The 25,632-nt window shown below is 60.1% G+C and carries 25 protein-coding genes; 13 read left to right on the top strand and 12 right to left on the bottom strand.

Translation table 11 applies throughout. From position 1 onward, the window contains the following. Window positions 1–29 precede the first annotated feature (29 nt). The 5 genes from ACP0KA_RS10780 to rsmI form a co-directional block, all read right to left on the bottom strand. Entirely contained in the window at window positions 30–1,568 is a 1,539-nt protein-coding gene (locus tag ACP0KA_RS10780; RefSeq protein ID WP_424628786.1) for a YifB family Mg chelatase-like AAA ATPase, read from the bottom strand. Between the two features lie 100 nt (window positions 1,569–1,668). Then, a complete protein-coding gene (locus ACP0KA_RS10775; RefSeq protein ID WP_424628785.1) occupies window positions 1,669–2,520 on the bottom strand; it encodes a hypothetical protein in 852 nt (283 codons plus the stop codon). 114 nt (window positions 2,521–2,634) lie between these two features. Further along, window positions 2,635–3,576 (bottom strand): glutathione synthase, encoded by a 942-nt coding sequence (gene gshB / locus ACP0KA_RS10770; protein WP_424628784.1) that lies wholly within the window; start codon window positions 3,574–3,576, stop codon window positions 2,635–2,637. 254 nt (window positions 3,577–3,830) lie between these two features. Next, window positions 3,831–4,271, bottom strand: a complete 441-nt coding sequence (locus ACP0KA_RS10765) for a YraN family protein (RefSeq protein WP_424628783.1) — start codon at window positions 4,269–4,271, stop codon at window positions 3,831–3,833. Further along, window positions 4,258–5,217 (bottom strand): 16S rRNA (cytidine(1402)-2'-O)-methyltransferase, encoded by a 960-nt coding sequence (gene rsmI / locus ACP0KA_RS10760; RefSeq protein ID WP_424628782.1) that lies wholly within the window; start codon window positions 5,215–5,217, stop codon window positions 4,258–4,260. The genes ACP0KA_RS10765 and rsmI overlap by 14 nt, the downstream gene beginning before the upstream one ends. A 187-nt stretch (window positions 5,218–5,404) precedes the next feature. Here rsmI and ACP0KA_RS10755 point away from each other — a divergent pair, with 187 nt between their 5' ends. After that, window positions 5,405–6,622, top strand: a complete 1,218-nt coding sequence (locus ACP0KA_RS10755) for a penicillin-binding protein activator (RefSeq protein WP_424628781.1) — start codon at window positions 5,405–5,407, stop codon at window positions 6,620–6,622. Between the two features lie 2 nt (window positions 6,623–6,624). Here ACP0KA_RS10755 and hemW read toward each other — a convergent pair whose 3' ends face one another. From hemW to rph, 3 genes are all read right to left on the bottom strand, one after another. Continuing rightward, window positions 6,625–7,785 (bottom strand): radical SAM family heme chaperone HemW, encoded by a 1,161-nt coding sequence (hemW, locus tag ACP0KA_RS10750; protein WP_424628780.1) that lies wholly within the window; start codon window positions 7,783–7,785, stop codon window positions 6,625–6,627. After that, the gene (gene rdgB, locus ACP0KA_RS10745) at window positions 7,772–8,413 is read right to left on the bottom strand and encodes an RdgB/HAM1 family non-canonical purine NTP pyrophosphatase (protein WP_424628779.1); all 642 of its coding nucleotides are present in this window, start codon (window positions 8,411–8,413) and stop codon (window positions 7,772–7,774) included. Before rdgB ends, hemW begins: the two co-directional genes overlap by 14 nt. A gap of 204 nt (window positions 8,414–8,617) precedes the next feature. Beyond that, entirely contained in the window at window positions 8,618–9,331 is a 714-nt protein-coding gene (gene rph / locus ACP0KA_RS10740) for a ribonuclease PH (RefSeq protein WP_424628778.1), read from the bottom strand. A 162-nt stretch (window positions 9,332–9,493) separates the two neighbouring features. Between rph and hrcA the strand changes: the two genes are divergently transcribed. Beyond that, the gene (gene hrcA / locus ACP0KA_RS10735) at window positions 9,494–10,585 is read left to right on the top strand and encodes a heat-inducible transcriptional repressor HrcA (protein ID WP_424628777.1); all 1,092 of its coding nucleotides are present in this window, start codon (window positions 9,494–9,496) and stop codon (window positions 10,583–10,585) included. Between the two features lie 89 nt (window positions 10,586–10,674). Next, window positions 10,675–11,280, top strand: coding sequence for a nucleotide exchange factor GrpE (gene grpE / locus ACP0KA_RS10730; RefSeq protein ID WP_424628776.1), 606 nt, complete (start codon window positions 10,675–10,677; stop codon window positions 11,278–11,280). A 10-nt stretch (window positions 11,281–11,290) separates the two neighbouring features. Here the strand turns inward: grpE and ACP0KA_RS10725 are convergent, their stop codons facing one another. Then, on the bottom strand, window positions 11,291–12,235 hold the full coding sequence (locus ACP0KA_RS10725) for a hypothetical protein (protein WP_424628775.1): 945 nt from the start codon (window positions 12,233–12,235) through the stop codon (window positions 11,291–11,293). Window positions 12,236–12,610: 375 nt separating this feature from the next. Between ACP0KA_RS10725 and dnaK the strand changes: the two genes are divergently transcribed. The 8 genes from dnaK to ACP0KA_RS10685 all read left to right on the top strand — a co-directional run bounded on the left by dnaK (window position 12,611) and on the right by ACP0KA_RS10685 (window position 19,876). Further along, window positions 12,611–14,512, top strand: a complete 1,902-nt coding sequence (gene dnaK / locus ACP0KA_RS10720) for a molecular chaperone DnaK (RefSeq protein ID WP_424628774.1) — start codon at window positions 12,611–12,613, stop codon at window positions 14,510–14,512. Window positions 14,513–14,616: 104 nt separating this feature from the next. Next, on the top strand, window positions 14,617–15,753 hold the full coding sequence (gene dnaJ / locus ACP0KA_RS10715; protein ID WP_424628773.1) for a molecular chaperone DnaJ: 1,137 nt from the start codon (window positions 14,617–14,619) through the stop codon (window positions 15,751–15,753). 90 nt (window positions 15,754–15,843) lie between these two features. Continuing rightward, on the top strand, window positions 15,844–16,443 hold the full coding sequence (locus ACP0KA_RS10710) for a class I SAM-dependent methyltransferase (protein ID WP_424628772.1): 600 nt from the start codon (window positions 15,844–15,846) through the stop codon (window positions 16,441–16,443). Window positions 16,444–16,702: 259 nt separating this feature from the next. Then, entirely contained in the window at window positions 16,703–17,284 is a 582-nt protein-coding gene (locus tag ACP0KA_RS10705; RefSeq protein WP_424628771.1) for an NADPH-dependent FMN reductase, read from the top strand. A gap of 6 nt (window positions 17,285–17,290) precedes the next feature. Further along, on the top strand, window positions 17,291–18,001 hold the full coding sequence (gene pyrF, locus ACP0KA_RS10700) for an orotidine-5'-phosphate decarboxylase (RefSeq protein ID WP_424628770.1): 711 nt from the start codon (window positions 17,291–17,293) through the stop codon (window positions 17,999–18,001). Window positions 18,002–18,020: 19 nt separating this feature from the next. After that, a complete protein-coding gene (locus ACP0KA_RS10695) occupies window positions 18,021–18,326 on the top strand; it encodes a DUF1330 domain-containing protein (RefSeq protein WP_424628769.1) in 306 nt (101 codons plus the stop codon). 85 nt (window positions 18,327–18,411) lie between these two features. Then, window positions 18,412–19,221, top strand: coding sequence for a 4-hydroxy-tetrahydrodipicolinate reductase (dapB, locus tag ACP0KA_RS10690; protein ID WP_424628768.1), 810 nt, complete (start codon window positions 18,412–18,414; stop codon window positions 19,219–19,221). Between the two features lie 31 nt (window positions 19,222–19,252). After that, on the top strand, window positions 19,253–19,876 hold the full coding sequence (locus tag ACP0KA_RS10685) for a 2,3-bisphosphoglycerate-dependent phosphoglycerate mutase (protein WP_424628767.1): 624 nt from the start codon (window positions 19,253–19,255) through the stop codon (window positions 19,874–19,876). A gap of 83 nt (window positions 19,877–19,959) precedes the next feature. On the opposite strand, the gene ACP0KA_RS10680 is transcribed toward ACP0KA_RS10685, so the two are convergent. Both ACP0KA_RS10680 and ACP0KA_RS10675 read right to left on the bottom strand, forming a co-directional pair. After that, on the bottom strand, window positions 19,960–20,853 hold the full coding sequence (locus tag ACP0KA_RS10680) for a methylated-DNA--[protein]-cysteine S-methyltransferase (RefSeq protein WP_424628766.1): 894 nt from the start codon (window positions 20,851–20,853) through the stop codon (window positions 19,960–19,962). A gap of 68 nt (window positions 20,854–20,921) precedes the next feature. Beyond that, complete coding sequence (locus tag ACP0KA_RS10675; protein ID WP_424628765.1) at window positions 20,922–21,443, bottom strand: DUF2244 domain-containing protein; 522 nt, start codon at window positions 21,441–21,443, stop codon at window positions 20,922–20,924. 22 nt (window positions 21,444–21,465) lie between these two features. Between ACP0KA_RS10675 and nth the strand changes: the two genes are divergently transcribed. Next, window positions 21,466–22,242: an endonuclease III gene (gene nth, locus ACP0KA_RS10670; protein WP_424631555.1), complete on the top strand. Its 777-nt coding sequence runs from the start codon at window positions 21,466–21,468 to the stop codon at window positions 22,240–22,242. Between the two features lie 40 nt (window positions 22,243–22,282). Here nth and ACP0KA_RS10665 read toward each other — a convergent pair whose 3' ends face one another. Then, the gene (locus ACP0KA_RS10665) at window positions 22,283–23,035 is read right to left on the bottom strand and encodes a sulfate transporter family protein (protein ID WP_424628764.1); all 753 of its coding nucleotides are present in this window, start codon (window positions 23,033–23,035) and stop codon (window positions 22,283–22,285) included. A gap of 493 nt (window positions 23,036–23,528) precedes the next feature. Between ACP0KA_RS10665 and ACP0KA_RS10660 the strand changes: the two genes are divergently transcribed. Next, entirely contained in the window at window positions 23,529–25,628 is a 2,100-nt protein-coding gene (locus tag ACP0KA_RS10660; RefSeq protein WP_424628763.1) for a glycoside hydrolase family 113, read from the top strand. Window positions 25,629–25,632 lie beyond the last annotated feature (4 nt).

Genomic DNA, 25,632 nt, shown 5'->3' with positions numbered 1-25,632 from the left:
CAGGTCGTCGATCGTTGAACCGACGAGCATCACGCGGCGCGCCGGATGTCTTCCGCCAGCGCGCGATAGGACAGTGCCTCGGCAAGGTGCAGCCGTCCGATCGTTTCCGTGCCGTCCAGATCCGCCAGCGTGCGGGCGACGCGCAGGACGCGATGATAGCCGCGTGCTGAAAGGCGCATGGTCTCGGCGGCGTCACGCAACAACTTCTGGCCTTGAGCGTCCGGCTTGGCGATGTCCTCCAGTACAGCGGCAGGCGCCGCGGCGTTGGTGCGGATATGAGGCAACCCCAAGCCGGCATACCGGTCCAATTGGACAGCGCGGGCCGCAGCAACGCGCGCTGCAACTTCAGCGGAGCCCTCCGACGGCGGCGGCAGGATGAGATCGCTTGCGGTGACGGCCGGCACTTCGATGCGCAGATCAATACGATCCATCAGCGGACCAGAAATCCGTCCTTGGTAATCGGCACTACAGCGATCGAGCTTCCCGCGCTTGCAGGAATAACCCGGCTCGTAAGCACTGCCGCAGCGGCACGGATTCATCGCCGCCACCAGCATGAAGCGCGCGGGATAGGTCACGCGATGATTGGCGCGTGAGACTGCGACTTCGCCGTTTTCCAGTGGCTGCCGCAGCGAATCCAGCACCCGCACGTCGAACTCCGGCAACTCGTCGAGAAAGAGAACGCCCTGATGCGCGAGGGAAATCTCGCCCGGCTTGGCGCGCATGCCGCCGCCGGTGAGCGCGGCCATGCTCGCGGAATGATGCGGCGCCCGGAACGGACGGTGCGCGGTCAACGCGCCACCTTCAAGCTCGCCTGCCACCGAGGCGATCATGGAGACTTCCAGCAGTTCAGACGGCGACAGCGGCGGCAGGATCGATGGCAGCCGTGCCGCCAGCATGGATTTGCCCGATCCCGGCGAGCCGACCATCAAGAGGTGATGGCCTCCGGCTGCTGCGATTTCGAGCGCGCGTTTGGCGCTTTCCTGCCCCTTGATGTCGCGAAGGTCGAGCAAACTGGTTTGTGGCTCTGCGACTTTCGGTTGGGGACGTGAAAGAACTTGCGTGCCTTTGAAGTGGTTGGCGAGCTGGATCAGCGACGACGCGGCGACAATTTGCAGATCGGGGCTGGCCCATGCCGCCTCTGGGCCGCAGGCTGCGGGACAGATCAACCCTTCGTCTCGCGCATTGGCACCGATGGCGGCGGGCAACACGCCCGCAACCGGCGCGATCGAGCCATCCAGCCCGAGTTCGCCAAGCACGGTAAAATTCGACAGGGCGTCCGGCGGAACGGCACCGATCGCGGCCATCAATCCCAGTGCGATTGGGAGATCGTAGTGACTGCCTTCCTTGGGCAAGTCGGCAGGGGCGAGGTTCACGGTGATGCGCCGCGCGGGAAGGGCGAGGCCGGATGCAATCAGGGCGGAACGGACCCGTTCACGGGCTTCAGACACCGCCTTATCGGGAAGACCAACGATCGAGAAGGCGGGGAGTCCCGGCGCGACCTGGACCTGCACGTCCACCGCGCGGGCTTCGATGCCTTCAAACGCCACCGTGGAAACGTGCTGAACCATGGTCCCCTCGCGCGCTGCGCGAAACCATAGCAAAGGTTCAACCCGATGCCAAGAACATTCAGAGAACAAATGGGTGCGCGGCGGCGAGCGAGGCTCGGCGCTAGGAAGATACCCGTGTGCCGGCGGCGTCATCGCCCGGCACCAGCGTGACGGTGTCGTCTTTGACCATTTCCGTCTTGAGTCCGGTTTTCGGGCGAATGCGAAGCCCAAACACGTGCGAAAACCGCATGATATCGAGATCGAACTCGGCCGTTGTGATGGCCGAGGTCGCGGCCGATTTCGGCGCGTGCAGCCGGTCCCAGAGATCGATGTCTGCGAATTGCGGAAGCTCGGTGAGACGCAGGTTGCCGATGCTGCCTTCGAATCTCAGCAGATGCCGGGCGCGATCATTCATCATGACGATCCAGCCGTCGATGGTGTGACCAGCGTCGTTCGTGATCGGACAGGCGACGACCATGGCATCGGAAGCTGTGCGAAAGAGATGCTCGTAGACCTCCATCTGATGATTGATGAGCTCAGAATACATCATCAGCATCACGGCGCCGCCCGCGAGCGGAATCGGCAGGACAAGCCGTTGCCAGAGTTCGCCGTTCTCGGACCGGGTCCCGGTGAAGCGAATAAAGGCGGGGGTCAGCCGTTTGGCGACCTGCCGGTAAACTTCAGCAAACTCGCGTTTGAGTGGACTGGGATTGTCCGAGAGCAGTGTGCCCGGAACGCTTTCGCTGTAGGCCGCCTGAAGCGCCTCTCCCACATAGATGTAGGCAAAGTCATCACCCACGCTCAGCAGATGCGTGGAATTCGCGCGCAGCTGGTAGCTGCATTCCTCGGTCAGGCGCTGCAACGTCAAGCTATTGGTGTCGTTGAGGGTTTTCCACTTCGCCCACAGGAATTCCATCGGAGCTGTTGTCAGCTCGCGCGGAATCGATGAGCCATTGAAAACCTCGATCGCCATAAGTGTGCCGCTCCGATGATACTGCGGTCAGTTCAGAGCGCAGTATTCAGGCCGTCAAACAAATTGGCACAAGGTGGTCAGCAATTGATTAAGCGTCGTTGCTAAAGGCGGGAATTACGCACGCTTGGCAGCAATGACGTCCCAGATCTGTGCTGCGACATCAGGACCGCCGAGACGAGCGACCGCGCGGATGCCCGTCGGAGAGGTCACATTGATCTCGGTCAGGTAACCATCGATCACGTCAATGCCGACGAAAAGCAGTCCATGCTCACGCAGCGCCGGTCCAAGCCGCGCGCAAATCTCCTGCTCACGCGGTGAGAGCTCGGTGGCTTTGGCAGCGCCGCCGCGCACCATGTTGGAGCGCAGATCATCAACGGCAGGGACACGATTGACCGCGCCTGCGAATTCTCCATCTACCAGAAGGATGCGTTTGTCGCCGTTTTTCACTTCAGGAAGAAAACGCTGAATGACCCAGGGTTCGCGGAATGTCACCGAGAACATGTCGTAAAGCGAGCCGAAGTTCATATCGTTTGGCGTGATGCGAAATACCGCAGCGCCGCCGTGGCCATAGAGTGGCTTCATCACGACATCGCCATGCTCGGCGCGGAATGCGTTGATTTCGTTCTTATCGCGCGAGATCAGCGTTGGCGGCATCAGATCCGCGAACTGCATTACGAAGATCTTTTCTGGCGCATTGCGCACGCTGGCCGGATTGTTCACCACCAGCGTTTTCGGATGGATGCGCTCAAGGAAGTGCGTGGTGGTGATGTAGGCAAGATCAAACGGCGGATCCTGCCGCAGCAAAACCACATCGAAGGACTCGAGGTTGACGCGCTGTGCTTCGCCCAGCGTGAAATGATCGCCGTCCTGGTCGCGCACGGTCAACGGCTGGACTGTGGCAACGACGTCCTGGCCGCTCAATGAAAGTTGTTCCGGCGTGTAGTACGAAATTGCGTGGCCGCGCTTCTGCGCCTCGAGCAGCAAGGCAAACGTGGAATCACCGCGAATGTTGATCCGCGCAATCGGGTCCATCTGGACGGCGACTTTCAATTTCATTCTTTTGATCCGGCTGTGGAAGTCAGAGGTAGAAGTCAGGGGCGGCAATCTGGGCGATTTCAGGTGTCAGCGCTAGAGGATTTGAACGCAACCCTGCCGCTCAGGCGCTAGTGTCCCGATTCCGAAGTTCGCATCATTGCGCGGCTCGTTCGTCTGCGAACTTTGGAATCGAAGGACCCTAGCAAGTTATTGTTCTAGTGTGGCTTTGGTTCTGAAGTCCGCATTCCGGACTTGCCGCACGAATGATGCGGACTTCAGAACGCCACACTGGCATCGAAGGCTGCCATCAGATGGCGCGGCAAGTGTTTTGGCGCAATCAGCACAACATCGAAGCGCATGTCGAAATTTGCATAATCCGGTTGTGTCATCAGCCACGCTTGGGCCGCGGCGACAATGCGTTGCTGTTGGTGGGGCGTGACCGAATAGGCTGCGTCGTCGAGCGTGGCGCGGGCCTTGACCTCGATAAACGCCAACAGGTTACGGCGCCGCGCCACGACATCGATTTCGCCATAAGGCGTGCGGTAACGTCGCGCCAGGATACGATACCCCTTCGCGATCAGATAGGCGCAGGCGCGGCTCTCCGCGGAAAGGCCGGTCTGGAACGCCGCGACACGTGCAGGTGAGGGAGTTTTCGCGCCCGCGCTTCTCAGCTTCGCGCCCGGCCTGATCCGTGGGTCGTCGCTATTCTCCGTCATCGTGTCCTCGCGGAGAACTACTCTTGGTGAGCGCAAGAGCCCGGGCATAGACTTCGCGACGCGGTCGTCCTGACACTTCGACGGCATGAGCCACCGCGTCCTTCACACTGCCGTTTGCCAGCGAGGAACGCAGGATCTCGTCGAGAGCTGCGTCGTCCATGATGCCGGCATCGGCGGCGGGTGGACCCACCACCAGGACAAATTCTCCGCGCGTCTCAAGTGCATCCGCTTCTGACGCCAGCTCGGCGATTGTCGCGCGACGCACCTCCTCATGCAGTTTCGTCAGCTCGCGGCAAATCGCAGCTTCGCGCTCTCCCATCGCATCTCGCAGATCGTGCAATGTTTCCTGCACGCGAGAGCCGGATTCGAACACCACAAGCGTTGCGTCGATGCGTGCAAGCTCGGCAAGCCGGTTCCGGCGAGCCATTTGTTTCGACGGCAGGAAGCCTTCGAAAAAGAAACGGTCCGTTGGCAGGGCTGCGACCGTCAGCGCCGTTAAGACAGACGATGGTCCCGGTAACGCGGTGACGGCAAGACCTGCCGCGGAGACCTCGCGCACGAGTTTGAATCCCGGATCCGAGATCAAAGGCGTGCCGGCATCTGACACCAAGGCAATGGAGGCGCCCTGCGCAAGCCGTTCCAGTATTTTGGGACGAGCCTGTGCTGCGTTATGCTCATGATAGGACCAGAGCGTGGTTTTGATGCTGAAGCGATCGAGCAGCCGCCGGGTGATGCGCGTATCTTCGCATGCAACGATATCCACGGCGGCGAGTGTTTCGAGGGCACGCAGGGTAATATCGCCGAGATTGCCGATCGGGGTCGCTACGAGATAAAGTCCTGGGGCGCTCTTGGGCGCGTTCAGCAGGTGACCACTGACGGCGAAAGAACGGTTGGAACCTTCGGGGTCTTGATCGGGAGATGGGTCGGAAATGCTTTTGGCGCGCATGCGGTCAATCTAGCGTCGAAGAACGGCGGCGTCCCGTCCGGTGAGGGATATTAGTCAGCCTGTTCGCGATCGCCGCCATAAAGCTTTTGTTTTGCTTAACTTATAGCCGAGAATATGCCTGAATCTTCTTCCAGACCGTGGGCGATAGCCCGTCCGGTCCGGAAGCGGATCCACTGAAAGAGACGAAATGGCCGTTCCAACTACCCCGAAATCCCGACGCTTCGGCGCCACGCGCCGCTCGGCTGTTGGTCTGATTCTGGGGGCGCCTCTTATCGCCGGGTGCTCGAGCCTTTCGTCATCGTTCTCCTCGCCTTTCTCCAGCTCGGAGCAGCCGCCGACCGCCCCGGCGGGTCCGCCACAGCAGCCGTCGGCGCTCGGCAGCGGGAATGTGAAAGTCGGATTGCTGTTGCCGTTGTCTGCATCCGGCAACGCCGGGGTTGCCGCGCAGTCCATGCGCAACGCGGCTGAACTGGCACTGGCCGAATTCCAGAATCCGAACATCCAGCTTCTGGTGAAAGATGACGCGGGCACTGCCCAAGGGGCTCAGCAGGGCGCGCAGCAGGCGCTTGATGAAGGCGCTGAGATCATCCTCGGCCCTCTGTTCGCGTTGTCGGTCCCGGCTGCGGCACAGCTTGCGCGCACCCGTGGCGTGCCGATGATTGCGTTCTCGACTGATTCAAGCGTCGCCGGACGCGGTGTCTATCTCCTCAGCTTTCTGCCGGAATCGGACGTCAACCGCATCGTTGAATACTCCGCCGGAACCGGTAAACGATCGTTTGCGGCTTTCCTCCCGGCGAATGCTTACGGGAACGTGGTCGAAGCCGCGTTCAAGCAGGCCGTGGCGCGCAAGGGCGGCCGTATCGTCGCATTCGAGAAATACAGCCCGGGCGCCCAAATCCAGAGCACTGCGGCGACTGTCGCGCAAGGTCTCGCAAGTGCCGATGCGTTGCTGCTGGCTGATGATGGCGATGTTCTGGTCGGTGTCGCGGATGCACTGGCCGCAAGCGGCGCCAATCTCAAGCGCCTGCAGTTGCTCGGTACAGGGCTGTGGGACAATCCGCGGGTGTTCGGCAATGCCAATCTGCAAGGCGGTTTCTACGCTGCGCCTGATCCTGCAGGCTTCCGAAGTTTCTCCGGCCGCTACCGCACCAAATACGGTCAGGACCCGGTGCGGACGGCGACGCTGGCGTATGATTCGGTCGCGCTCGTCGCTGCACTGGCCCGCACCCAGGGCGGACAGCGGTTCTCATCGGAGGTGTTGACCAATCCATCGGGCTTTGCGGGCATCGATGGACTGTTTCGTTTCCGTAGTGACGGCACCAACGAACGGGGTCTTGCGGTGATGCGAGCAGCAGCCGGTGGCGGGCAGGCGGTGGTGGCATCACCAAAGAGCTTCGGCGCCTAGTTTCAGGCAGCGAGATCAGCCACTACGGCATCAAGCACCGGAAATCCCTGCATCGTCACGCGCACACGCCCGTCAGGATCGACGGTGATGGCGCCTTCGTCTTTCAGAATCGCGATCCGGCGCGGATCGAGTGTTCGACCGGACAGCGCCTTGTAACGTTGCGGATCGATGCCTTCAGCAAGGCGCAAACCCATCAGCAGATATTCGTCGGCACGTTCTTCGCTGTTGAGGAGTTCATCAACCATCACGCCGTGACCTTGCTCCTCGACGCGCATCAGCCATGCCTCGGGGCGCTTGTCGGTGGAGATGGCGTGACGCACGCCGTCGATATCGAGCCGGCCATGGGCGCCGGGACCGATGCCGGCGTATTCCTGTCCGCGCCAGTAAACCAGATTGTGCTTGCACTCCGCTCCCGGCCGCGCGTGATTGGAAATCTCGTAAGAGGGCAGACCTTGTTGTGCGCAGACCTCCTGCGTCACGTCATAAAGCGCGCGTGCGACAGCTTCGTCGGGAATTTTAAGCTTGCCCGCGGCATGCAATCCGAAGAACGGCGTCTCCGGTTCGATGGTCAGCTGATACAGCGAGAGATGTTCGGCGGCTTCCGAGATTGCGAGCATCAGCTCGTCGCGCCACATCTGCGGCGTTTGATCGGGCCGCGCATAGATCAGATCGAATGAATAGCGATCGAATGCGCCGCGCGCGATGGCAACGGCGTCGAGCGCTTCGCGTGCGGTGTGCAGCCGCCCCAGGGCTTTCAGCGATGCATCGTCGAGCGCCTGTACGCCGAGCGAGACACGGTTGACGCCCGCGGTGCGATAACCGCGAAACCGTGTGGCTTCGACGCTGGTCGGGTTAGCTTCCAGCGTGACTTCGACATCGCCCGCGACCGTCCAGTGTTTGGCGATCGAATCGAGGATCGCACCGACGGTCTGCGGTTGCATCAGAGACGGCGTGCCGCCGCCCAGAAAGATCGATGTCACCTCACGGCCGGGGACGCGCGCCGCCGTGGTTGCGATTTCACGGTCGAAAGCTTTTGCGAAGCGCACTTCGTCGATCGGCGCGTGGCGGACATGGCTGTTGAAGTCGCAGTACGGGCATTTTGACAGGCAAAACGGCCAGTGCACATAAACGCCGAAGGCGGACTGTGCGTCACTGCGGGTCAAGGCACATCTCCGCCAGTTGCACGAAGGCCTTGGCCCGGTGGGACAGGCCAAGACCAAGCGGCGGCAGGCCATGTTTCTCGATGCTCGTCATCTCGCCGAAGGTACGCCCATGGCCATTGGGAAGAAATGCCGGATCGTATCCGAAACCCGCTGTGCCGCGCGGCGGCCATACCAGGCTTCCGTTGACGTGGGCTTCCACTTCCTCGATGTGGCCGTCCGGCCAGGCCACGCACAGGGCTGACACGAAATGCGCCTTGCGCTGCGCCGGATCTTTGGCGCCACGCTCCTGGAGCAGACGTTCGATCTTCGTCATCGCGGCGAGAAAATCCTTGGTCTCGCCGGCCCAACGTGCCGAGTAGATGCCGGGTTGCCCGTCGAGCGCGTCAACGGCAAGTCCGGAATCATCGGCAAAAGCCGGAAGCCGCGTGGCGTTTGCCGCAGCCACGGCCTTGATGCGCGCATTGGCCTGAAATGTCGTGCCGGTCTCTTCCGGTTCGCCGAGGCCAAGCTCTGCCGCCGACACGGCTTCCACGCCATACGGCGCCAGCAATTCCCGCATCTCGGCGAGTTTGCCGGAGTTATGGGTTGCGATCACGAGACGGCCGGTGATTTTACGGTGATCTCTCATGGAAGCGACTTATCCGTACTAGTGGAGCGGATTTGACATTCGCACCTTACGTAGCCGCGAGTTCTGGAAGCGAATGTCAAATCCAAAGCTCCACTGGAATTATATATTTTCGAGTGGTCCTTTGATTCTAACATTTGCAACGGTATCCGCGGAAACATGATGCAAATGTTAGAATCGGACCACTAGTCTTGCGGGTGCGTCAGATTATGCAACCGCCATCTTTTGCAAATCCACCAGACGCGCAATGCCCTTTTGCGCCAGCGCCATCAGATTCAGAAATTCGTCTTGCGTGAACGGCGTTTTCTCCGCTGTGCCTTGCACCTCGACGATACGGCCGTCGCCGGTCATGACGAAGTTGGCGTCGGTTTCTGCCTCCGAATCCTCGGCGTAATCGAGGTCAAGCACCGGCGTGCCGTTGTAGATGCCGCAGGAAATCGCGGCCACGTTGTCGCGCAGCACGTTGCCCTTCACCATGTTGCGCGCCTTCATCCAATTCAGGCAGTCCGCAAGTGCAACCCACGCACCAGTGATGGACGCGGTGCGGGTGCCGCCATCGGCCTGGATGACGTCGCAATCGACCGTGATTTGCCGTTCACCGAGTGCGACCAGATCGACCGTGGTGCGAAGCGAGCGGCCGATGAGACGCTGGATCTCAACGGTGCGGCCACTCTGCTTGCCTGCCGCCGATTCACGGCGCATGCGCTCGTGGGTTGCGCGCGGCAACATGCCGTATTCCGCGGTGACCCAGCCGCGGCCTTGGCCCTTCAGCCACGGTGGCAGGCGTTCCTCAAGCGTGGCCGTCACCAGCACATGTGTGTCGCCGAATTTCACCATGCAGGAACCCTCGGCGTATTTGACCACCCCGCGTTCCAACGTGACGGGACGCAGTTCATCGGGCGCGCGACGGCTTGGCCGCATGTGAAAACCTCCGGAATTCAGGAAAAACAGTTCAGGCGGTGCTTTTAGGGGGCGGAGGCGGCAGCGGCAAGGGCGGAGACAAGGGCGAAGCCGAGAAAGCCGCTTGTCATCGCGGCGCGTGATGGACAAATTGGAGGGTAATCAATTCTCTTGGAGCCCGATTTGGCCCACCACGATCCGATAGGTCAGTTGATCACGCCGAGCTCCGCTTTGGCGCAACTCAACGAACGGTCTCGAGATATTTTTCGTCAAATCGTCGAAAATTATCTGGCGACCGGGGAGCCGGTGGGTTCGCGTAATATTTCGCGTCTGATTTCGATGCCGTTGTCGCCCGCTTCCGTGCGCAACGTGATGTCGGATCTCGAGCAGTTGGGGTTGATCTACGCGCCACACACATCCGCAGGGCGATTGCCCACGGAACTGGGACTGCGCTTTTTTGTCGACGCGCTAATGCAACTCGGCGATCTCACGGAGCCCGAGCGGCAATCGATTGAAGCACAGCTGAAATCGGTCGGCGCGGCACAGTCTGTTGAAGCCGCGTTGAGTGAGGCCCTCACGCGGTTGTCAGGTCTGACGCGCGCCGCGGCGGTGGTGCTGACCGCGAAATCCAACGTGCGCCTGAAACATATCGAGTTCGTCCGGTTGGAGCCCGAGCAGGCGTTGGTGGTTCTCGTTGCAGAGGATGGTCAGGTCGAAAACCGGGTGCTGCAGTTGCAACCGGGAGTGCCGACATCGGCGTTGACGGAAGCCTCGAATTTCCTCAATGCGCGAATTCGCGGGCGGACTTTGGCGGAAGCGCGTGTCGAGCTTGAAGCGGCAATGACCCAGAGCCGCAATGAACTCGATCAGCTCACGCAGAAGGTGATCGCCGCGGGAATCGCAAGCTGGTCCGGTGGAGGCGGCGACGAGCGGCAATTGATCGTGCGAGGGCACGCCAATCTGCTGGAGGATCTTCACGCGATGGAAGATCTCGAGCGTGTTCGGCTGTTGTTCGATGACCTCGAAGCCAAGAAGGGCGTCATCGACCTGTTGGGCCGTGCCGAGCGTGCCGACGGCGTGCGCATTTTCATCGGTTCTGAAAACAAACTGTTCTCTTTGTCCGGCTCATCCACGGTCATCGCACCCTATCGGGACGCTGCCGGTCAGATTGTGGGCGTATTGGGCGTCATTGGCCCCACCAGGCTGAATTATGCACGCGTGATCCCTATGGTTGATTATGCAGCGCGCATCGTCAGCCAGTTGATCGGGAAATAATCGAACCGCTTGATTTTTCGTGCCTAAACCACGATATGCGGCGGGGAATTCCCGCATGATCGATGACGATTTTCTAAAAAGGGTGAGTGATGGCCGGAACCAGTGGGCGCAAGGAACAGTCGGAGAATATCGCGCAAGAGAGCGCGAACGGCTCCGTGACCGACAAGGAGCCTGTGGTCTCAAAGCCTTATGTCATGCCTGACGATCCCGAAGAGGGGTCTGTAGAGGCTCTGGCAAAGGAAGCGGCAGATGCGCGGGACAAGATGCTGCGCACGCTTGCCGAGATGGAGAATCTGCGCAGGCAGACCCAGCGTGAAATCTCCAACGCCAAGACCTACGGCATTTCATCGTTCGCCCGCGAGGTGCTGGATATTGCCGACAACCTGCAGCGCGCACTCGATGCTGTTCCCGCCGAAGCGAAGGAAGCTGCGGAAGCTGGCCTTAAAGCGCTGATTGAAGGGGTCGAACTGACCGAGCGTTCGCTTCACAACACGCTGGAGAAAAACGGCGTGCAGAAGCTTGAGCCACTGGGTCAGAAATTCGATCCCAATTTTCAGCAGGCGATGTTCGAAATCCCAGATGCGTCGGTGCCGGCAGGGACCGTCCTGCAGGTCGTGCAGGCCGGCTACATGATCGGCGAGCGCGTGCTTCGGCCCGCTCTGGTGGGTGTCGCCAAAGGTGGGCCGAAGACCTAAGAGCTAAGGCTCAACGCGGATCGATGCCGTCGCGCACCGCGCGGAATCGCGGGAATGCTTTTGGCCAATCCTCGCGCGTCGCGCTAGCGATGATCCGCAACGCCGAACCGCTGCCAAATCGCAGCCACTGAACAACCGTGACCGGAGTGTCGTTCTTGCCGGTCACGGCATCGATTCGGGTCTCGAAGCCGGGCGTGCCTTCGATCCGGAGAGGCTCGTTCGAGGTGATGCGTGCATCACGCAGGCCCGGAATCGTCGCGGCAGCCTGCTGCGCGAAGCGCCCGCGATCCTCCGGCTGGGCCGGAGTTCCTGTCACGACACCGATCACCATGTAGGGCGCGCCGTCGAGGGTCGTTTCTTCGGTTCCGTCCGTCAGCAAAACGGTCGAACGCGGTGTGAGGGTGCGGACCGTTTTGAAGTTGCTGAGCTCGCTGACTTTGAACGGCAGCAGGCCGAGCTGTTCGGCGACAGGGACCTCTTTGCGGATGGTGGCTGACGCCAGCATCTTGCGCATCGCTTCGTCGGAGACGGGCTTTGCAGCGTCACCGCGGACTTGGGCAATGACATAGCCCGAGAACAGATCGGTGCCTGGGATGATAAGCGAATATGATTGGATATTGGTTGTACCGTCTTTGCCGGTGTCGGTGGTGATGTAGGCCGATCCCGCCGCGGTTTCGAATTTTTCAGGCTTGGGCCCTGTGGGAGGTGTTTTGCCCTCCTTCACGGCCGTCGCGACGGCGGTGAAAGCTGCAGACGGTATCTCCGCAATACCGACTTTGACTTTCTTGTCTTCGGTCTCGAAACCCAAGAACTCTTTGGCAACAGTCAGGCCATCTGCCGGCACCATTCCGACCCGCGCGCCGGGCGGGAAAACCGCATCGGCGGCTGCAGCCGGTGCCAAAAGCAGGAGCAGGGCGAGAGCAGGGCTAGCGGAGGCGCAGAGGAGCTTTTTCATGGAGCCTGACTGGTGTTTTATTGGGGCCGTTCGATGGTCGATGCGGCAAGGACCCGTCGCGGATGGCGGCGGAGGGCTAGTGTCCCGTGACTGGCAAACAGATCAAGTCCCGATTCGTTGCAAATTGACGCACAAAGACGCGAGGAGTGGATGACCCTATGGCTCCGCTCCTCATCCGAGGCTGCCTTAATTCGGCGCAGGACTCTATGAAAATTCATTTTCGTTGCGGTTTGTTATGCCAGTCCTTGCAGGGCTATGGCCCCCTCCTATATGAGGCGGAGCGTCGCGATGTCGCGGATATTTGATAATGGGGGTATGGATTAGGGCGCCGTCAGGGCCCAGCCAGCCGGCCGAAAAAGGAAGGGTAGACGGACCATGGGAAAGGTCATCGGGATCGATCTCGGCACCACGAATTCGTGCGTCGCCGTAATGGATGGCAAAACACCGAAAGTTATCGAGAATGCCGAGGGGATGCGGACGACCCCGTCCATCGTCGCCCTTACCGACGATGGTGAGCGCCTCGTTGGCCAGCCGGCCAAGCGCCAGGCCGTTACCAATCCGGAAAAGACCATTTTCGCTGTCAAGCGCCTGATCGGTCGTCGCTATGATGATCCGACGGTCGAAAAGGACAAGAAGCTTGTCCCGTATAAGATCGTCAAGGCCGGCAACGGCGACGCCTGGGTCGAGGCCGATGGTCAGACCTACTCGCCTTCGCAAGTCTCCGCTTTCATCCTGCAGAAGATGAAGGAGACCGCGGAAGCTCATCTCGGCCAGAAGGTCGATCAGGCGGTCATCACCGTTCCTGCCTATTTCAACGACGCCCAGCGTCAGGCCACCAAGGACGCCGGCAAGATCGCCGGTCTTGAGGTGCTGCGCATCATCAACGAGCCGACGGCGGCTGCGCTTGCCTATGGTCTCGACAAGTCCAAGCAGGGCACGATTGCGGTTTACGACCTCGGCGGCGGTACGTTCGACGTCTCGATCCTCGAGATCGGCGACGGCGTGTTCGAGGTGAAGTCCACCAACGGCGACACGTTCCTCGGCGGTGAAGACTTCGATATGCGCCTTGTCAGCTATCTGGCTGATGAATTCCAAAAGGAGCAGGGCATCAACCTGCGCAACGACAAGCTCGCTTTGCAGCGCCTGAAAGAGGCTGCTGAAAAGGCAAAGATCGAGCTGTCGTCGACCACCCAGACCGAAATCAACCTGCCGTTCATCACGGCGGACGCTTCCGGTCCGAAGCACCTGACGATGAAGCTGACCCGCGCCAAGTTCGAAGCGCTGGTGGCTGACCTTGTCGAGAAGACCATTGAGCCTTGCCGCAAGGCCTTGAAGGACGCCGGCCTGACCGCCGGTGAAGTCGGCGAGGTGGTTCTGGTCGGCGGCATGACTCGTATGCCGAAGATCCAGGAGGTCGTGAAGCAATTCTTCGGCAAGGAGCCCCATAAGGGCGTCAATCCGGACGAAGTAGTCGCGATCGGCGCTGCGATCCAGGCGGGCGTGCTGCAGGGCGACGTCAAGGACGTGCTGCTGCTCGACGTGACGCCGCTGTCGCTGGGCATCGAGACGCTGGGTGGCGTGTTCACCCGCATCATCGAGCGCAACACGACGATTCCGACCAAGAAGAGCCAGGTGTTCTCGACTGCCGAGGACAACCAGAATGCGGTCACCATTCGCGTATTCCAGGGCGAGCGCGAGATGGCTGCCGACAACAAGGCGCTTGGCCAGTTCGATTTGATGGGAATTCCGCCGGCACCGCGCGGCATGCCGCAAATCGAAGTGACGTTCGATATCGATGCGAACGGCATCGTCAACGTGTCGGCGAAGGACAAAGCGACCGGCAAAGAACAGCAGATTCGCATTCAGGCGTCCGGCGGTCTCTCCGAGTCCGACATCGAAAAGATGGTCAAGGATGCCGAAGCCAATGCGGCTGAAGACAAGAAGCGCCGCGAGGCGGTCGATGCCAAGAATCATGCGGATGCTCTCGTGCATTCCACGGAAAAGGCATTGTCCGAACACGGCACCAAGGTCGGCGAGCCCGAGCGCAAGGCGATCGAAGATGCTTTGGCCGACCTGAAGGAAGCGCTGAAGAGCGACGACGCCGAGTCGATCAAGGCCAAGAGCAACACCTTGGCCCAGGCTTCGATGAAGCTCGGCGAAGCCATGTATACGCAGCAGGCGGAAGCTGATGCCGCCAGGGACGCTGCGAAGGATGATGTGGTCGATGCGGAGTTCACGGAAGTGGACGACGACAAAACCAACAAGAAGTCCGCGTAACGCGTTTCTCCGAATTCCTCCCCCGTTTGCGGGGGAGGTTTTTCTTGAGCAAGCCTTGAGTTTCGAGATTCGCATGTCCCAGATTCGCAAATCCAAGATCTGCAATGTCTAAGACCTGCTACTACGAGACGTTGGAAGTCGAACGCAGCATTGATGACGCCGGCTTGAAGACGGCGTTTCGCAAGCTTGCGATGAAATGGCATCCGGACAAGAATCCGGGTGATCCGTCCTGTGAACACAAGTTCAAGGAAATCAGCGAAGCCTACGAAGTCCTGAAGGACAGCAACAAGCGCGCTGCCTACGATCGCTACGGCCATGCTGCGTTTGAGCAGGGCGGCGGCGGTGGTCAGGCCCACGGCTTCGGGGCGGGCTTTGCCTCGTCGTTCTCCGATATTTTCGAGGACCTGTTCGGCATGGCCGGACAACGCGGTGGCCGCGGCGGCCGCGAGCGCGGCGCGGACCTGCGCTACAATATGGAAATCACGCTGGAGGAAGCCTTCCTCGGCAAGACGGCCCAGATTGATATTCCGGTCGCTGTGACGTGCGAGCCCTGCTCCGGCACCGGCGCCAAGGCCGGCACCAAGCCGAAGGTCTGCTCGATGTGTGGCGGCGCCGGCCGCGTTCGTCAGGCGCAAGGCTTCTTCACGCTGGAGCGCACCTGCCCTGGATGCCAGGGTCGCGGCCAGATGATCGAAAGCCCATGCCCTTCATGCTCCGGCACGGGCCGGGTCACACGCGATCGCACGTTGTCGGTGAATATTCCGCCGGGCGTCGAGGACGGCACCCGCATTCGGCTCGCGGGCGAAGGCGAAGCCGGTGTGATGGGCGGTCCTCCGGGCGACCTGTACATTTTCCTGTCGCTGGTGGCGCACAAGTTCTTCCAGCGTGACGGTGCTGATCTGCATTGCCGCGTCCCGGTATCGATGGTGACGGCGGCGGTGGGAGGTGAATTTGAAGTGCCGACCATCGACAAGGGCAAAACCAAAGTGAAGGTCCCGGCGGGGACTCAATCCGGTCGCCGTTTCCGGATCGCATCGAAGGGCATGCCTGTATTGCGTTCTCGGCAGACGGGGGACATGTATGTCCAGGTTGTGGTGGAGACGCCGCAGAATTTGACGAAGAAACAGAAAGAATTGCTGGCTGAATTCGAGAAGCTTTCATCCGGTGAAACGCAGCCTGAGGCCGCCGGATTCTTCAAGATGGTCAAGGACTTCTTTGGCAATCGAACCGGTACTGCGTAGGCCAATCCTTGACGGTTTTCGCTTGCGCCTGTACCCCTTTGTGAAGGAAGTTTGACGTCCCCGCCCATTCACGGGCTTCTTGGAAGTGCCATGGCCCCCCAATCCTCTGCGCGTGCGCTGAAAAAGCCGCTTCGTCTCGATGACGAAGTTCGTTTTCTTCGCTCTTGGATTGAAAAGCCATTGCACGTCGGCGCGGTGATGCCATCAGGCAAGGTATTGGCCCGCACTGTCGCCCGTTATGTCGATATTCAATCAACCGCACCTGTCATCGAACTGGGTCCAGGCACGGGCGCGATCACCGATGCGCTGATCGCGCGCGGCGTCGGCGAAAAACGTCTTCTGCTGGTGGAATTCGATCCCGGTTTTTGCGCGCTGTTGCGCGAGCGTTATCCGCAAGCGACCGTCATTCAGGGCGATGCCTATAACCTCGATCAGACGTTAGCCGAATTGCGTCAGCCTGCGGCGGCCATGGTGTCCGGCCTGCCTCTCGTCACCAAGCCGATGATGATCCGCATGAAGCTGATGCGGGACGCGTTCTTGAAGCTCGAGCACGGTGCGCCGTTCATCCAGTTTACGTATTCAGTGGCGCCGCCGATCCCGAAGTCGTTGCCGGGCGTTCACACGCAGGCGTCCGAGCGCATCTGGATGAATCTGCCGCCGGCGCGTGTTTGGGTTTACCGCAAAGGCTAACCCCTTTCTGCTAGTGGAGTGGATTTGACATTCGCTACCACTTGGCTGCGAGTTCGTGAGCGAATGTCAAATCCAAAACTCCACTAGAAATTTATATTTGCTAGTGGTCCCGTGATTCTAACATTCGCAGAAGGCGCCTGCTGAAACGGGATGCGAATGTTAGAATCGGACCACTAGCGTTTTGCGTCTCTGACTCTGCCAAGCTATAAATCTCGCACGCCTCGGGCGAGACGCCACGCTGGGCGGGCGATAGGATGTCATGGCCGCTCTCAAAATTCTCGTCATTCCAGGCTCCGTGCGCACCGGCTCTTACAATGCGCAGCTGGCGGCCGCGGCCATCAAGGAATTGGTATTGGCGGATGTAGATGCCACGCTGATCTCGCTCGGCGACTATCCGTTGCCGATTTACGATGGAGATCTCGAGGTGAATTCCGGCGCCCCAAAAGCCGCCGTTGATCTGAAGAACATGATCGGTGCACATCACGGCGTGTTTATTGTCAGCCCCGAATACAATTCGTCGGTGCCGCCGCTTCTGAAGAACGCCATCGACTGGGTCACGCGGGTGCGTGAACGCGGAGAACCGCTCGGGCAGGTATTTCGCGAGCGCGCGTTCGCAATCGGCGCAGCGTCAAACGGAAAGTTCGGCGGCGTGCGTGTGCTGATGGCGCTCCGGCAGATTCTGATGCTTGGATGCGGGGCGACGGTTGTTCCGAAGCAGGTCGCGTTATCGCGCGCGGCTGAAGCTTTCGATGACATGGGTGCCTTGAAAGATCCAAACGATGCAGATTTGCTTCGGGGTGCCATGCGGCAGCTGATCGATGTCGCGCAACGAATGATGTGAGGTGGGATGACATCTACAAATATTGCCACGCGCGATCGTCTGATCGTTGCGCTTGATCTCTCGAGCGTCGAGGCTGCGGAAGCGCTGATTGATCGGATCGGCGATAGCGTGACCTTCTACAAGATCGGTTATCAGCTCGCCTACGCCGGTGGCTTGCCGATGGTTGCCAAGCTCGCCGATCGGGGCAAAAAAGTCTTTATCGATCTCAAGCTGCACGATATCGGCAACACAGTTGCCAAGGGCGTCGAGAGTATCGCCAAACAGGGCGCGACATTTCTGACGGTGCATGCCTATCCGCAAACCATGAAGGCGGCGGTCGAAGCACGTGCCGGATCTTCCCTGAAAATTCTCGCAGTGACGGTCCTCACATCGTACGACAACAATGACCTTCAGCAGGCGGGCTATCGGCCGGGTGTTGCCGACCTGGTCGAATTGCGCGCCCGACAGGCACAAGCGATCGGTGTCGACGGTCTGGTGTGCTCGGGTGAAGAGGCCGCCAATCTGCGTGGCATTATTGGAGCCGGCATGAATCTGGTAACGCCGGGCATCCGGCCTGCGGGCAGTGATGTCGGCGATCAGAAGCGGGTTATGACGCCGGCCCGCGCCATCGCGGCCGGCGCGGATTATCTTGTTGTCGGTCGTCCGGTTGTGGCGGCTTCCGATCCGAAGGCGGCGGCGGAGGCCATCGTCGCCGAAATTGCTCAGGCCGGCGGGTAGTTCAAAACAGGAGACGCAAATGGCGAAGGGATATTGGGTCGCGCGCATCGATGTGCACGACCTCGATGGTTACAAGAATGACTACGTCGCGCACAACGGAGCGGTGTTTAAAAAATACGGTGCGAAGTTTCTGGTGCGCGGCGGACAGCACGAGGCGCATGAAGGCCCGGCGCGCTCGCGCAATGTCGTCATTGAATTCAAGGACTACGAGACCGCACTCGCTTGCTATCATTCGCCTGAATATCAGGCGCTGGTGGCGAAGCGCGCCCCCCATTCCAATGGCGAAATCATCATCATCGAGGGCTATGACGGCCAGCAGCCCTGAGCTTCTTCCTCCCCGATCCTGTACGGGTGGGCTGACAAGCCCCGGCTCGCCCGCTATACCCTCAATATCTTCAGAGGGTTGAGCAATGTCCGATATGCGGTTGATCGTTGCGGGAGCTGGTGGACGGATGGGCCGGGCCCTGATCCGAGCCATTTCGGAGACACCCGGCGCGGTGGTCACCGGTGCGTTGGAGGCGCCGGGTTCCGAATTGCTCGGGCAGGATGCCGGCGTATTGGCGGGCCTCCCGGCCAGTGGTGTCGAACTGTCCTGCGATCTGTGGAGCCTCTCCAAGGACGCTGACGGCATCCTCGATTTCACGGTCCCGGCCGCGACCATCGCCAATGTGGCCATCGCGGCCCAGCGCGGTCTCGTCCACGTCATCGGGACCACGGGTCTTTCGGCTTCCGACAACGCCGTGATCCGAAGTGTCACTTCGCAGGCCATCGTTGTGCAGTCCGGCAATATGAGCCTTGGCGTCAATCTGCTCGCCGCACTGGTGAAGCAGGTTGCGAAGTCGCTCGATGAGGATTTCGACATCGAGATCATCGAGATGCATCACAAGGCGAAGATCGATGCCCCATCCGGCACCGCGTATCTGTTGGGTCAAGCGGCTGCAGAAGGCCGAGGCATCGATCTGGCGCAGCGATCGGTGCGTGCCCGCGATGGCTACACCGGTCCGCGCAATCCCGGTGATATCGGCTTTGCGACCCTGCGTGGCGGCACGGTCACCGGCGATCACTCGGTCATTTTTGCGGGCCCCTATGAACGCATTGAGCTGGCGCATAAGGCCGAGGACCGCATGATCTTCGCACGAGGGGCGCTGAAGGCCGCCATGTGGGCGCGGGACAAGAAGCCGGGCTTCTACACCATGACCGATGTCCTCGGCATCAGTTGAAACCAACCCAATCCCAAATCGGAATCATAGAATGAGCGATCGTCTTCTCGTGCTCGTGCGTCACGGCCAGAGCGAATGGAACCTGAAAAATCTTTTCACCGGCTGGAAAGATCCGGATCTGACTGAGCTCGGGGTCAAAGAAGCGGTGCAGGCGGGACGAAAGCTGAAAGAGCTTGGCCTGTCGTTCGATGTTGCGTTCACGTCGGCGCTCACGCGCGCGCAGCACACGCTGGATCTGGCGCTGAAGGAAATGGGCCAGACGAATATTCCAGTGACAAAAAATCTGGCTCTCAACGAGCGCGATTACGGCGATCTGTCCGGCCTGAACAAGGACGACGCGCGTGCGAAATGGGGCGAGGAGCAGGTGCTGATCTGGCGCCGCTCCTATGACGTCCCGCCGCCGGGCGGCGAAAGTCTCAAGGACACACTGGCGCGCACACTGCCGTATTTTGTGCAGGAGATCTTGCCGTGCGTGCTGCGTGGTGAGCGGACGCTGGTTGCAGCGCACGGCAATTCGCTGCGCGCACTCATCATGGTGCTGGAAAAACTGACACCGGAGCAGATCCTGAAGCGCGAACTCGCCACCGGCACGCCGGTGATCTATCGCCTCAACGCCGATGCGACTGTGGCGTCCGTGGTCGACACGGCGAAGTAACTGGCGCCTGCCTTGAGGCGGGAAAGCAAGGAGAGTTTGCAAAATCGTCTCCGTACCAACGGAGACGATTTTTTCTTGAGAGATCAGACGTCGCAGAAACGGCCGGTTTCCCACCCAAGCATGGCCTGCTTGCGGGTTGTGCCCCAGTGATAGCCGGTGATTGCGCCACTTTTGCCCATCACGCGATGACACGGCACCACGAACGAAACTGGATTGCGGCCGACAGCCGCGCCGACGGCGCGGGATGCCTTCGGCGACAGGATCTTGTTTGCGACATCCGAATAGGTGGTCATCTTGCCCATCGGAATCTTTAGCAGCGTTTCCCAGACCCGCACTTCGAAGTCGGTTCCGATGAGAACAACGCGCAGCGGCTGGTCGGCGCACCATTGCGACGAATCGAAAATGCGTTGCGCCAGCGCAATGGTACCTTCCTGATCGCGCACATAGGTCGCCAGCGGCCACCGACGCTTCATGTCCTCAAATGCTGGTTGCTCTTCGCCTTCGTCCGCGAAAGCCAATCCCGACAGCCCCCGTTCACTCGCGATGACGATGGCAACGCCGAACGGCGACGGGTGGAAGCCGTAGCGCAGAGTGGTGCCCTCTCCGCCTTTCCTCCATTCGCCCGGTGACATGGCTTCATGGGTGACGAAGAGATCGTGCAGCCGGCCCGGACCTGACAGACCCGAATCATAGGCTGCATCCAGTACGCTTGCGGAATCGCGCAGCAGGCGTTTGGCGTTATCGAGCGTCAGCGCCTGCATGAAGGCTTTCGGCGTCAAGCCCGCCCAGCGCCGGAACAGGTGGTGCAACTCGTCGGGGGTGAGGCTCGCTGCATCAGCCATGGCCTCAATGGTCGGCTGGCTGCGCCAGTTTTCTGAGATGAACGCAATGGCGCGCCGAACGGCATCGTAGTCGCGCAGGGCCGCATGGGCTGCGGGCTTGACGAGCCGCTGTTCGGAAATGATCGGAGTTGTCATGGCAATGTTCATCATACGACGGATGTAAGCCGCGTGTACCCCGGCCACCACCCGATTTCTGACCGGATTCAGCTCACGGGATTATAAGTAGGGCCACGCTTTGCGGTCTGGAGGGCTGCGCCTAAGGCCTTGGCAAAGCTAGCTTTCTCCTCAGGGCCGAGAAAGCTGCCGACCACCAGGCGCCGGCCTCGTGAAACCAGATACAACTTCTCGATTCCGAACTCCTCGTGAACCTGTTTGTCGAGCTGCACCCAGAGTGGATTGAGCGTCCATTCGACAACATGGCCGCGGTGGCTGACGCGGCGGACGCGCAGCTCGTACGGCGTGACGACGATATCTTCGGTGGCGGCCGCGCGACGGAAATTCAGGCGGAAGGCCCAATACACGATCAGCACATCGAGGCCGAAGAATCCGAACACCGGCCAGGCGCCCATCAGCAGAAACACGAAGCCGGCGATGAAGCTGACCGCGGTGAGGAAAATCATCAGCGCCAGGAAGCCGCCGCGGCTGAGCGACCGATGCGGCGTCAGCCGCGCGGAAAACAGCGGCGCGTCCTGCAGCGGAGGATCAAAGTCGTTGCGGTTGTCCATAGCGGTTCACTATACCGGCATCATGGCAAAAAAGACCATCACGTCCCGTTCAAAAGCTCCCTCGAAACCTCTCGCCGCCAAAGCCGCAAAGCGGCCGGTGAAGGCTGCGCGGCCCAAGGCAAGCAAGACTTCCAGAACTAAAAGCTCCAAGATAAAACCTTGGACGCGGGTAGAAGTTCACGAGGCCTTCAGCCGCTTCAGCAAGGCCAATCCGGAGCCGAAGGGCGAACTCGAGCATCTCAACCCCTACACCCTGTTGGTTGCAGTGGCGCTGTCCGCGCAGGCGACCGACGTCGGTGTCAACAAGGCGACCCGGCATCTGTTCCCTGTCGCCGATACGCCGCAAAAAATGGTGGCGCTCGGCGAGGAGAAGCTGCGCGAGTACATCAAGACCATTGGGCTTTATCGCACCAAGGCCAAGAACGTCATCGGTCTTTCAGAGCAGTTGATCGCAAACCATGGCGGTGAGGTGCCGCGCTCACGCGAGGAGCTGGAAAAGCTGCCGGGCGTGGGACGGAAGACCGCCAACGTCGTGCTCAATATCGCTTTTGGCGAGCCGACCATCGCGGTCGATACCCATCTGTTTCGCGTCGGCAACCGCACAGGTCTGGCGCCTGGAAAAACCCCGCTGGAGGTTGAACTCGGATTGGACAAGATCATCCCGGCCGAGTTCAAGCGTCACGCCCATCACTGGTTGATTTTGCACGGGCGCTACACGTGCGTCGCGCGCAAGCCGCGGTGCGAGGTCTGTCTGATCAACGATCTTTGCCGCTGGCCGGAAAAGACAGTTCCGGCCTGACAGCTCGTGGAGCGGATTTGACGCTCGCTAGAACGGACCACTAGGCCGTCGGAATGCCCGCTTTGCGGGTGGGCTCGATCAGTTCCGGCCGTGGGCCCGAGAGCCGCTTGTGCATGTGCACCATGAAGGCCATGCCGAACAGCGGCGTCGCAAGATTGATGATCGGTATCGACACGAAGGCCGCAATGAACAGACCTGCGGTGAACACCGTCGCGGCGTTCTGCTTTCGCATCAACTTGGCTTCGTCCGGTGTGCGGAAGCGCATGGCCGCCAGCTCGAAATATTCGCGGCCCAATAGCCATGCGGTCGCGATGAAGAATGCGATGACGCCTGCGCCCGCGATGAACACAAACGGCAGCGCAAGCAGGTAGACCAGAATGGTCAGCAGCGCGGTTTTCGAGCCCTCGATCATGGCGCGCCCAACGGGAAGTGCTATGCCGGGACGTTCTGCCGGGTAATGCTCACGCTCCACGACATCCGCGACGTCATCGACAAACACACTCGCGACCAGCGAGGTGATCGCCGGCATCAGAAATATGGCGCCGGCAACGATGCCCAGTCCGGCGGCAATCGAGATGAACCACGCCAAAATATTCAGCGGCGTGTGGAAATTGGGCCCAAGCATCGTCTCGGCCCAGATTTCTCCCGATCCGGCGAGCCAGCTCAGCAGCCGCTGCAGCAGAACTGCGACGACGACGATCAGCACCAATGCAAGGCCGACCGACTTCCACAGGATCGCCCGCATCGGCGGTGACAGGATTTGTGACAACGCCTTGAATGCGGCGTCAAGCATGCTTCTGCCTCCTCAAAAATCTCATGAGAGTTAGATACCGCGGCCGATTTCAGCAAGCATTGGGCTAGTACCGCCGATTTGAAGTCCCTGTATCAGTTGCGGCGATCTCGTCCAGGGACTTCAAATCGATAGCGGTACTAGAATCATAGGTTGCTAGTACCCTTTGCTTTCCGAAGTTCGCAAAGCGGATGCTGCGACGTGTTACGAACTTCGGAAAGCGGGTACTAGCCTGCAAATCGCGACATTTGCACTCATTTTGGAGGCGAATTGTTCGCGGTGCCGAAAGGTGTGAATCGCTGCAGCCATAAATCATTGTTTGGTCATCGCGCGGGCCGATCTTTGACGGATTGGATTCGCAACATCTGCTCATGGCGATGCTTGCATCGCGCTGCGGGGCGTCATTCTGACCGATCCATATGAATTGCGGCTGAACAAGCTCGCATTCACCTGCGCGTCATCACGCCAAGAAACGTTCCAAATCAAGGAGCCCGTCATGGCAGGTGTTTTCGACATTCAGGGATTTGGCTTCAAATCCGACTATAACGGCGAATTCCGCACCAGCTCCGCACACGATGCAATGGAGGGTCTGGCGGCAACCCACGCTAACTCGATATCAATTGCGCCGCGATTGTTTACAGGTGGAAAGAACTCAAACAGCGTCATCGCCGATGCCGGCAAGACCGAAAGCGACGCCAACATCGCTGCAACGATCACAGATGCGCACAATCTTGGGCTGTCAGTCTTGCTCAAGCCGATGCTCACCGGCCTTGATGGAACCAATCAGGGGCAGCTCACACCCAGCAACGTTGATGCGTTCTTTGCATCCTACAAGGCGGAAATGCTCGATCTCGCACGGGTTGCCGAGCAGAACCATGTGGAGATGCTTTCGATCGGCAACGAGCTCAGCAAGCTCTCCGGCGCGCAATACCGCGATCATTGGGTCGATCTGATCGACTCCATCCGCTCGGTCTATCACGGCGATCTCACCTATGCGGCTGCAACCGACGAAGCGAGCCATGTCAGCTTCTGGGACAAGGTCGATGACATCGGCGTCAATGCCTATCCGCCGCTCACGACCAAAACCGATCCGACCGTGAGCGAGATGGTGACCGCGTGGAACAGCGTGTCCACCGACGACTATTGGGCAGCGGCGATGGACCATGAGTCGCCAGTGGATTTCCTGCATTCTCTCGCCGTCGAACACAACAAGCCGGTGTTGCTGACCGAGACCGGCTATCGCAGCGTCGACGGCACCAACATTGCGCCCGGCGGAGGCGGCGGGAGCAATACGCCGGATGTGCAGGAGCAGTACGACGCCTTCAATGCGTTCTTTCAGGTGTGGAGTTCGGAGGGCGGCAGTTGGTTCAAGGGAGCGCATATCTGGGATTGGGATCCCAATAACACTTATTCGCCGACCGGATATTCTCCGATGGGAAAACCGGCCGAGCATCTCATCACCGAATGGTTCAATGGACAGCATACGCCACCGGCTTTGCACCTCACCGGATCCCCTGCGGCGGATCTGATCGATGTCGGCGGTGGCAACGACACGCTGTCAGGCGGCGCAGGTAATGACGTCATCCGCGGCGGTGCGGGTGACGATCACATCATCGGCGGCCCCGATGCGATTTCGCCGCTCGCAAACACCACCATCACCGTCACGGGCTACAGCCCGGTGGTCGATGGCGTTGGCGCGAAGATGCAGGTGCTGGTCAATGGCGAGCAGGTCGGCGCAACGGTCGAGTTTCATTCGGCCTCGACGCCGTCTCAGTATCAGACCTATAGCTTCACTTTCGCCAATCCTGAGAAAGTGGCGAGCCTGGATTTCGCATTTATCAATGATGCAATCACTGGCGGCGGCGACCGCAATCTCTACATCAAGGATATTGCGGTCAACGGCGAGCATCTCACCGCTGCAGGCGCCGACAATCCAAGTTCGCCGGGCACGTGGAATCTCTACCAGAACAAGTCGATTCACTACGACACGGGCAGCCATCAGGACCTGTTCTTTGGATCCGCGACTGACGACGATACGCTTGATGGCGGGCCAGGCAATAATGTGATTCACGGCGGTGCGGGCAACGACCTCATCACCGGCGGAACCGGAAACGATCAGCTATACGGGGACGATGGTAACGATCACCTCATCGGCGGCGGCGGGAAGGATCTCATGTCCGGCGGAGCCGGCCAGGACAAGCTCGAGGGCGGCGCGCGGACCGCAAGAATGTTTGGCGGCGATGGCAACGACCAGCTCTATGGCGGTTCAGGCAACGACAATCTCTCGGGAGATAACGGCAATGATGTTTTGAAGGGCGGTGCCGGAAACGATTATCTGCACGGCGGCGCCGGCAGCGATACGTTTGTCTTCACGCCAAATTTCGGTCACGACGTCATCGCCCAGTTTGACGATGGGGCCGCGGCCAAGGATGTCATCCAGTTCAGCAAGTCAGTGTTCGCCGATTTCAATGATGTGCACGCACATATGGCCCAGGTGGGCAGCGATGTGGTCATCACGCTCGATGCACATAACGCGATCGACATCCAGAACACGACGTTGGCCCACGTTGGAGCCGACCACTTTTGGTTTGTGTGAGTCG

The organism is Bradyrhizobium sp. SYSU BS000235 (genome assembly GCF_049747295.1).
In the GTDB taxonomy this organism is placed as follows: Bacteria; Pseudomonadota; Alphaproteobacteria; order Rhizobiales; family Xanthobacteraceae; genus Afipia.
Note: the sequence above shows the minus strand (reverse complement) of the source record. Positions and strands in the feature narration are given on the sequence as shown.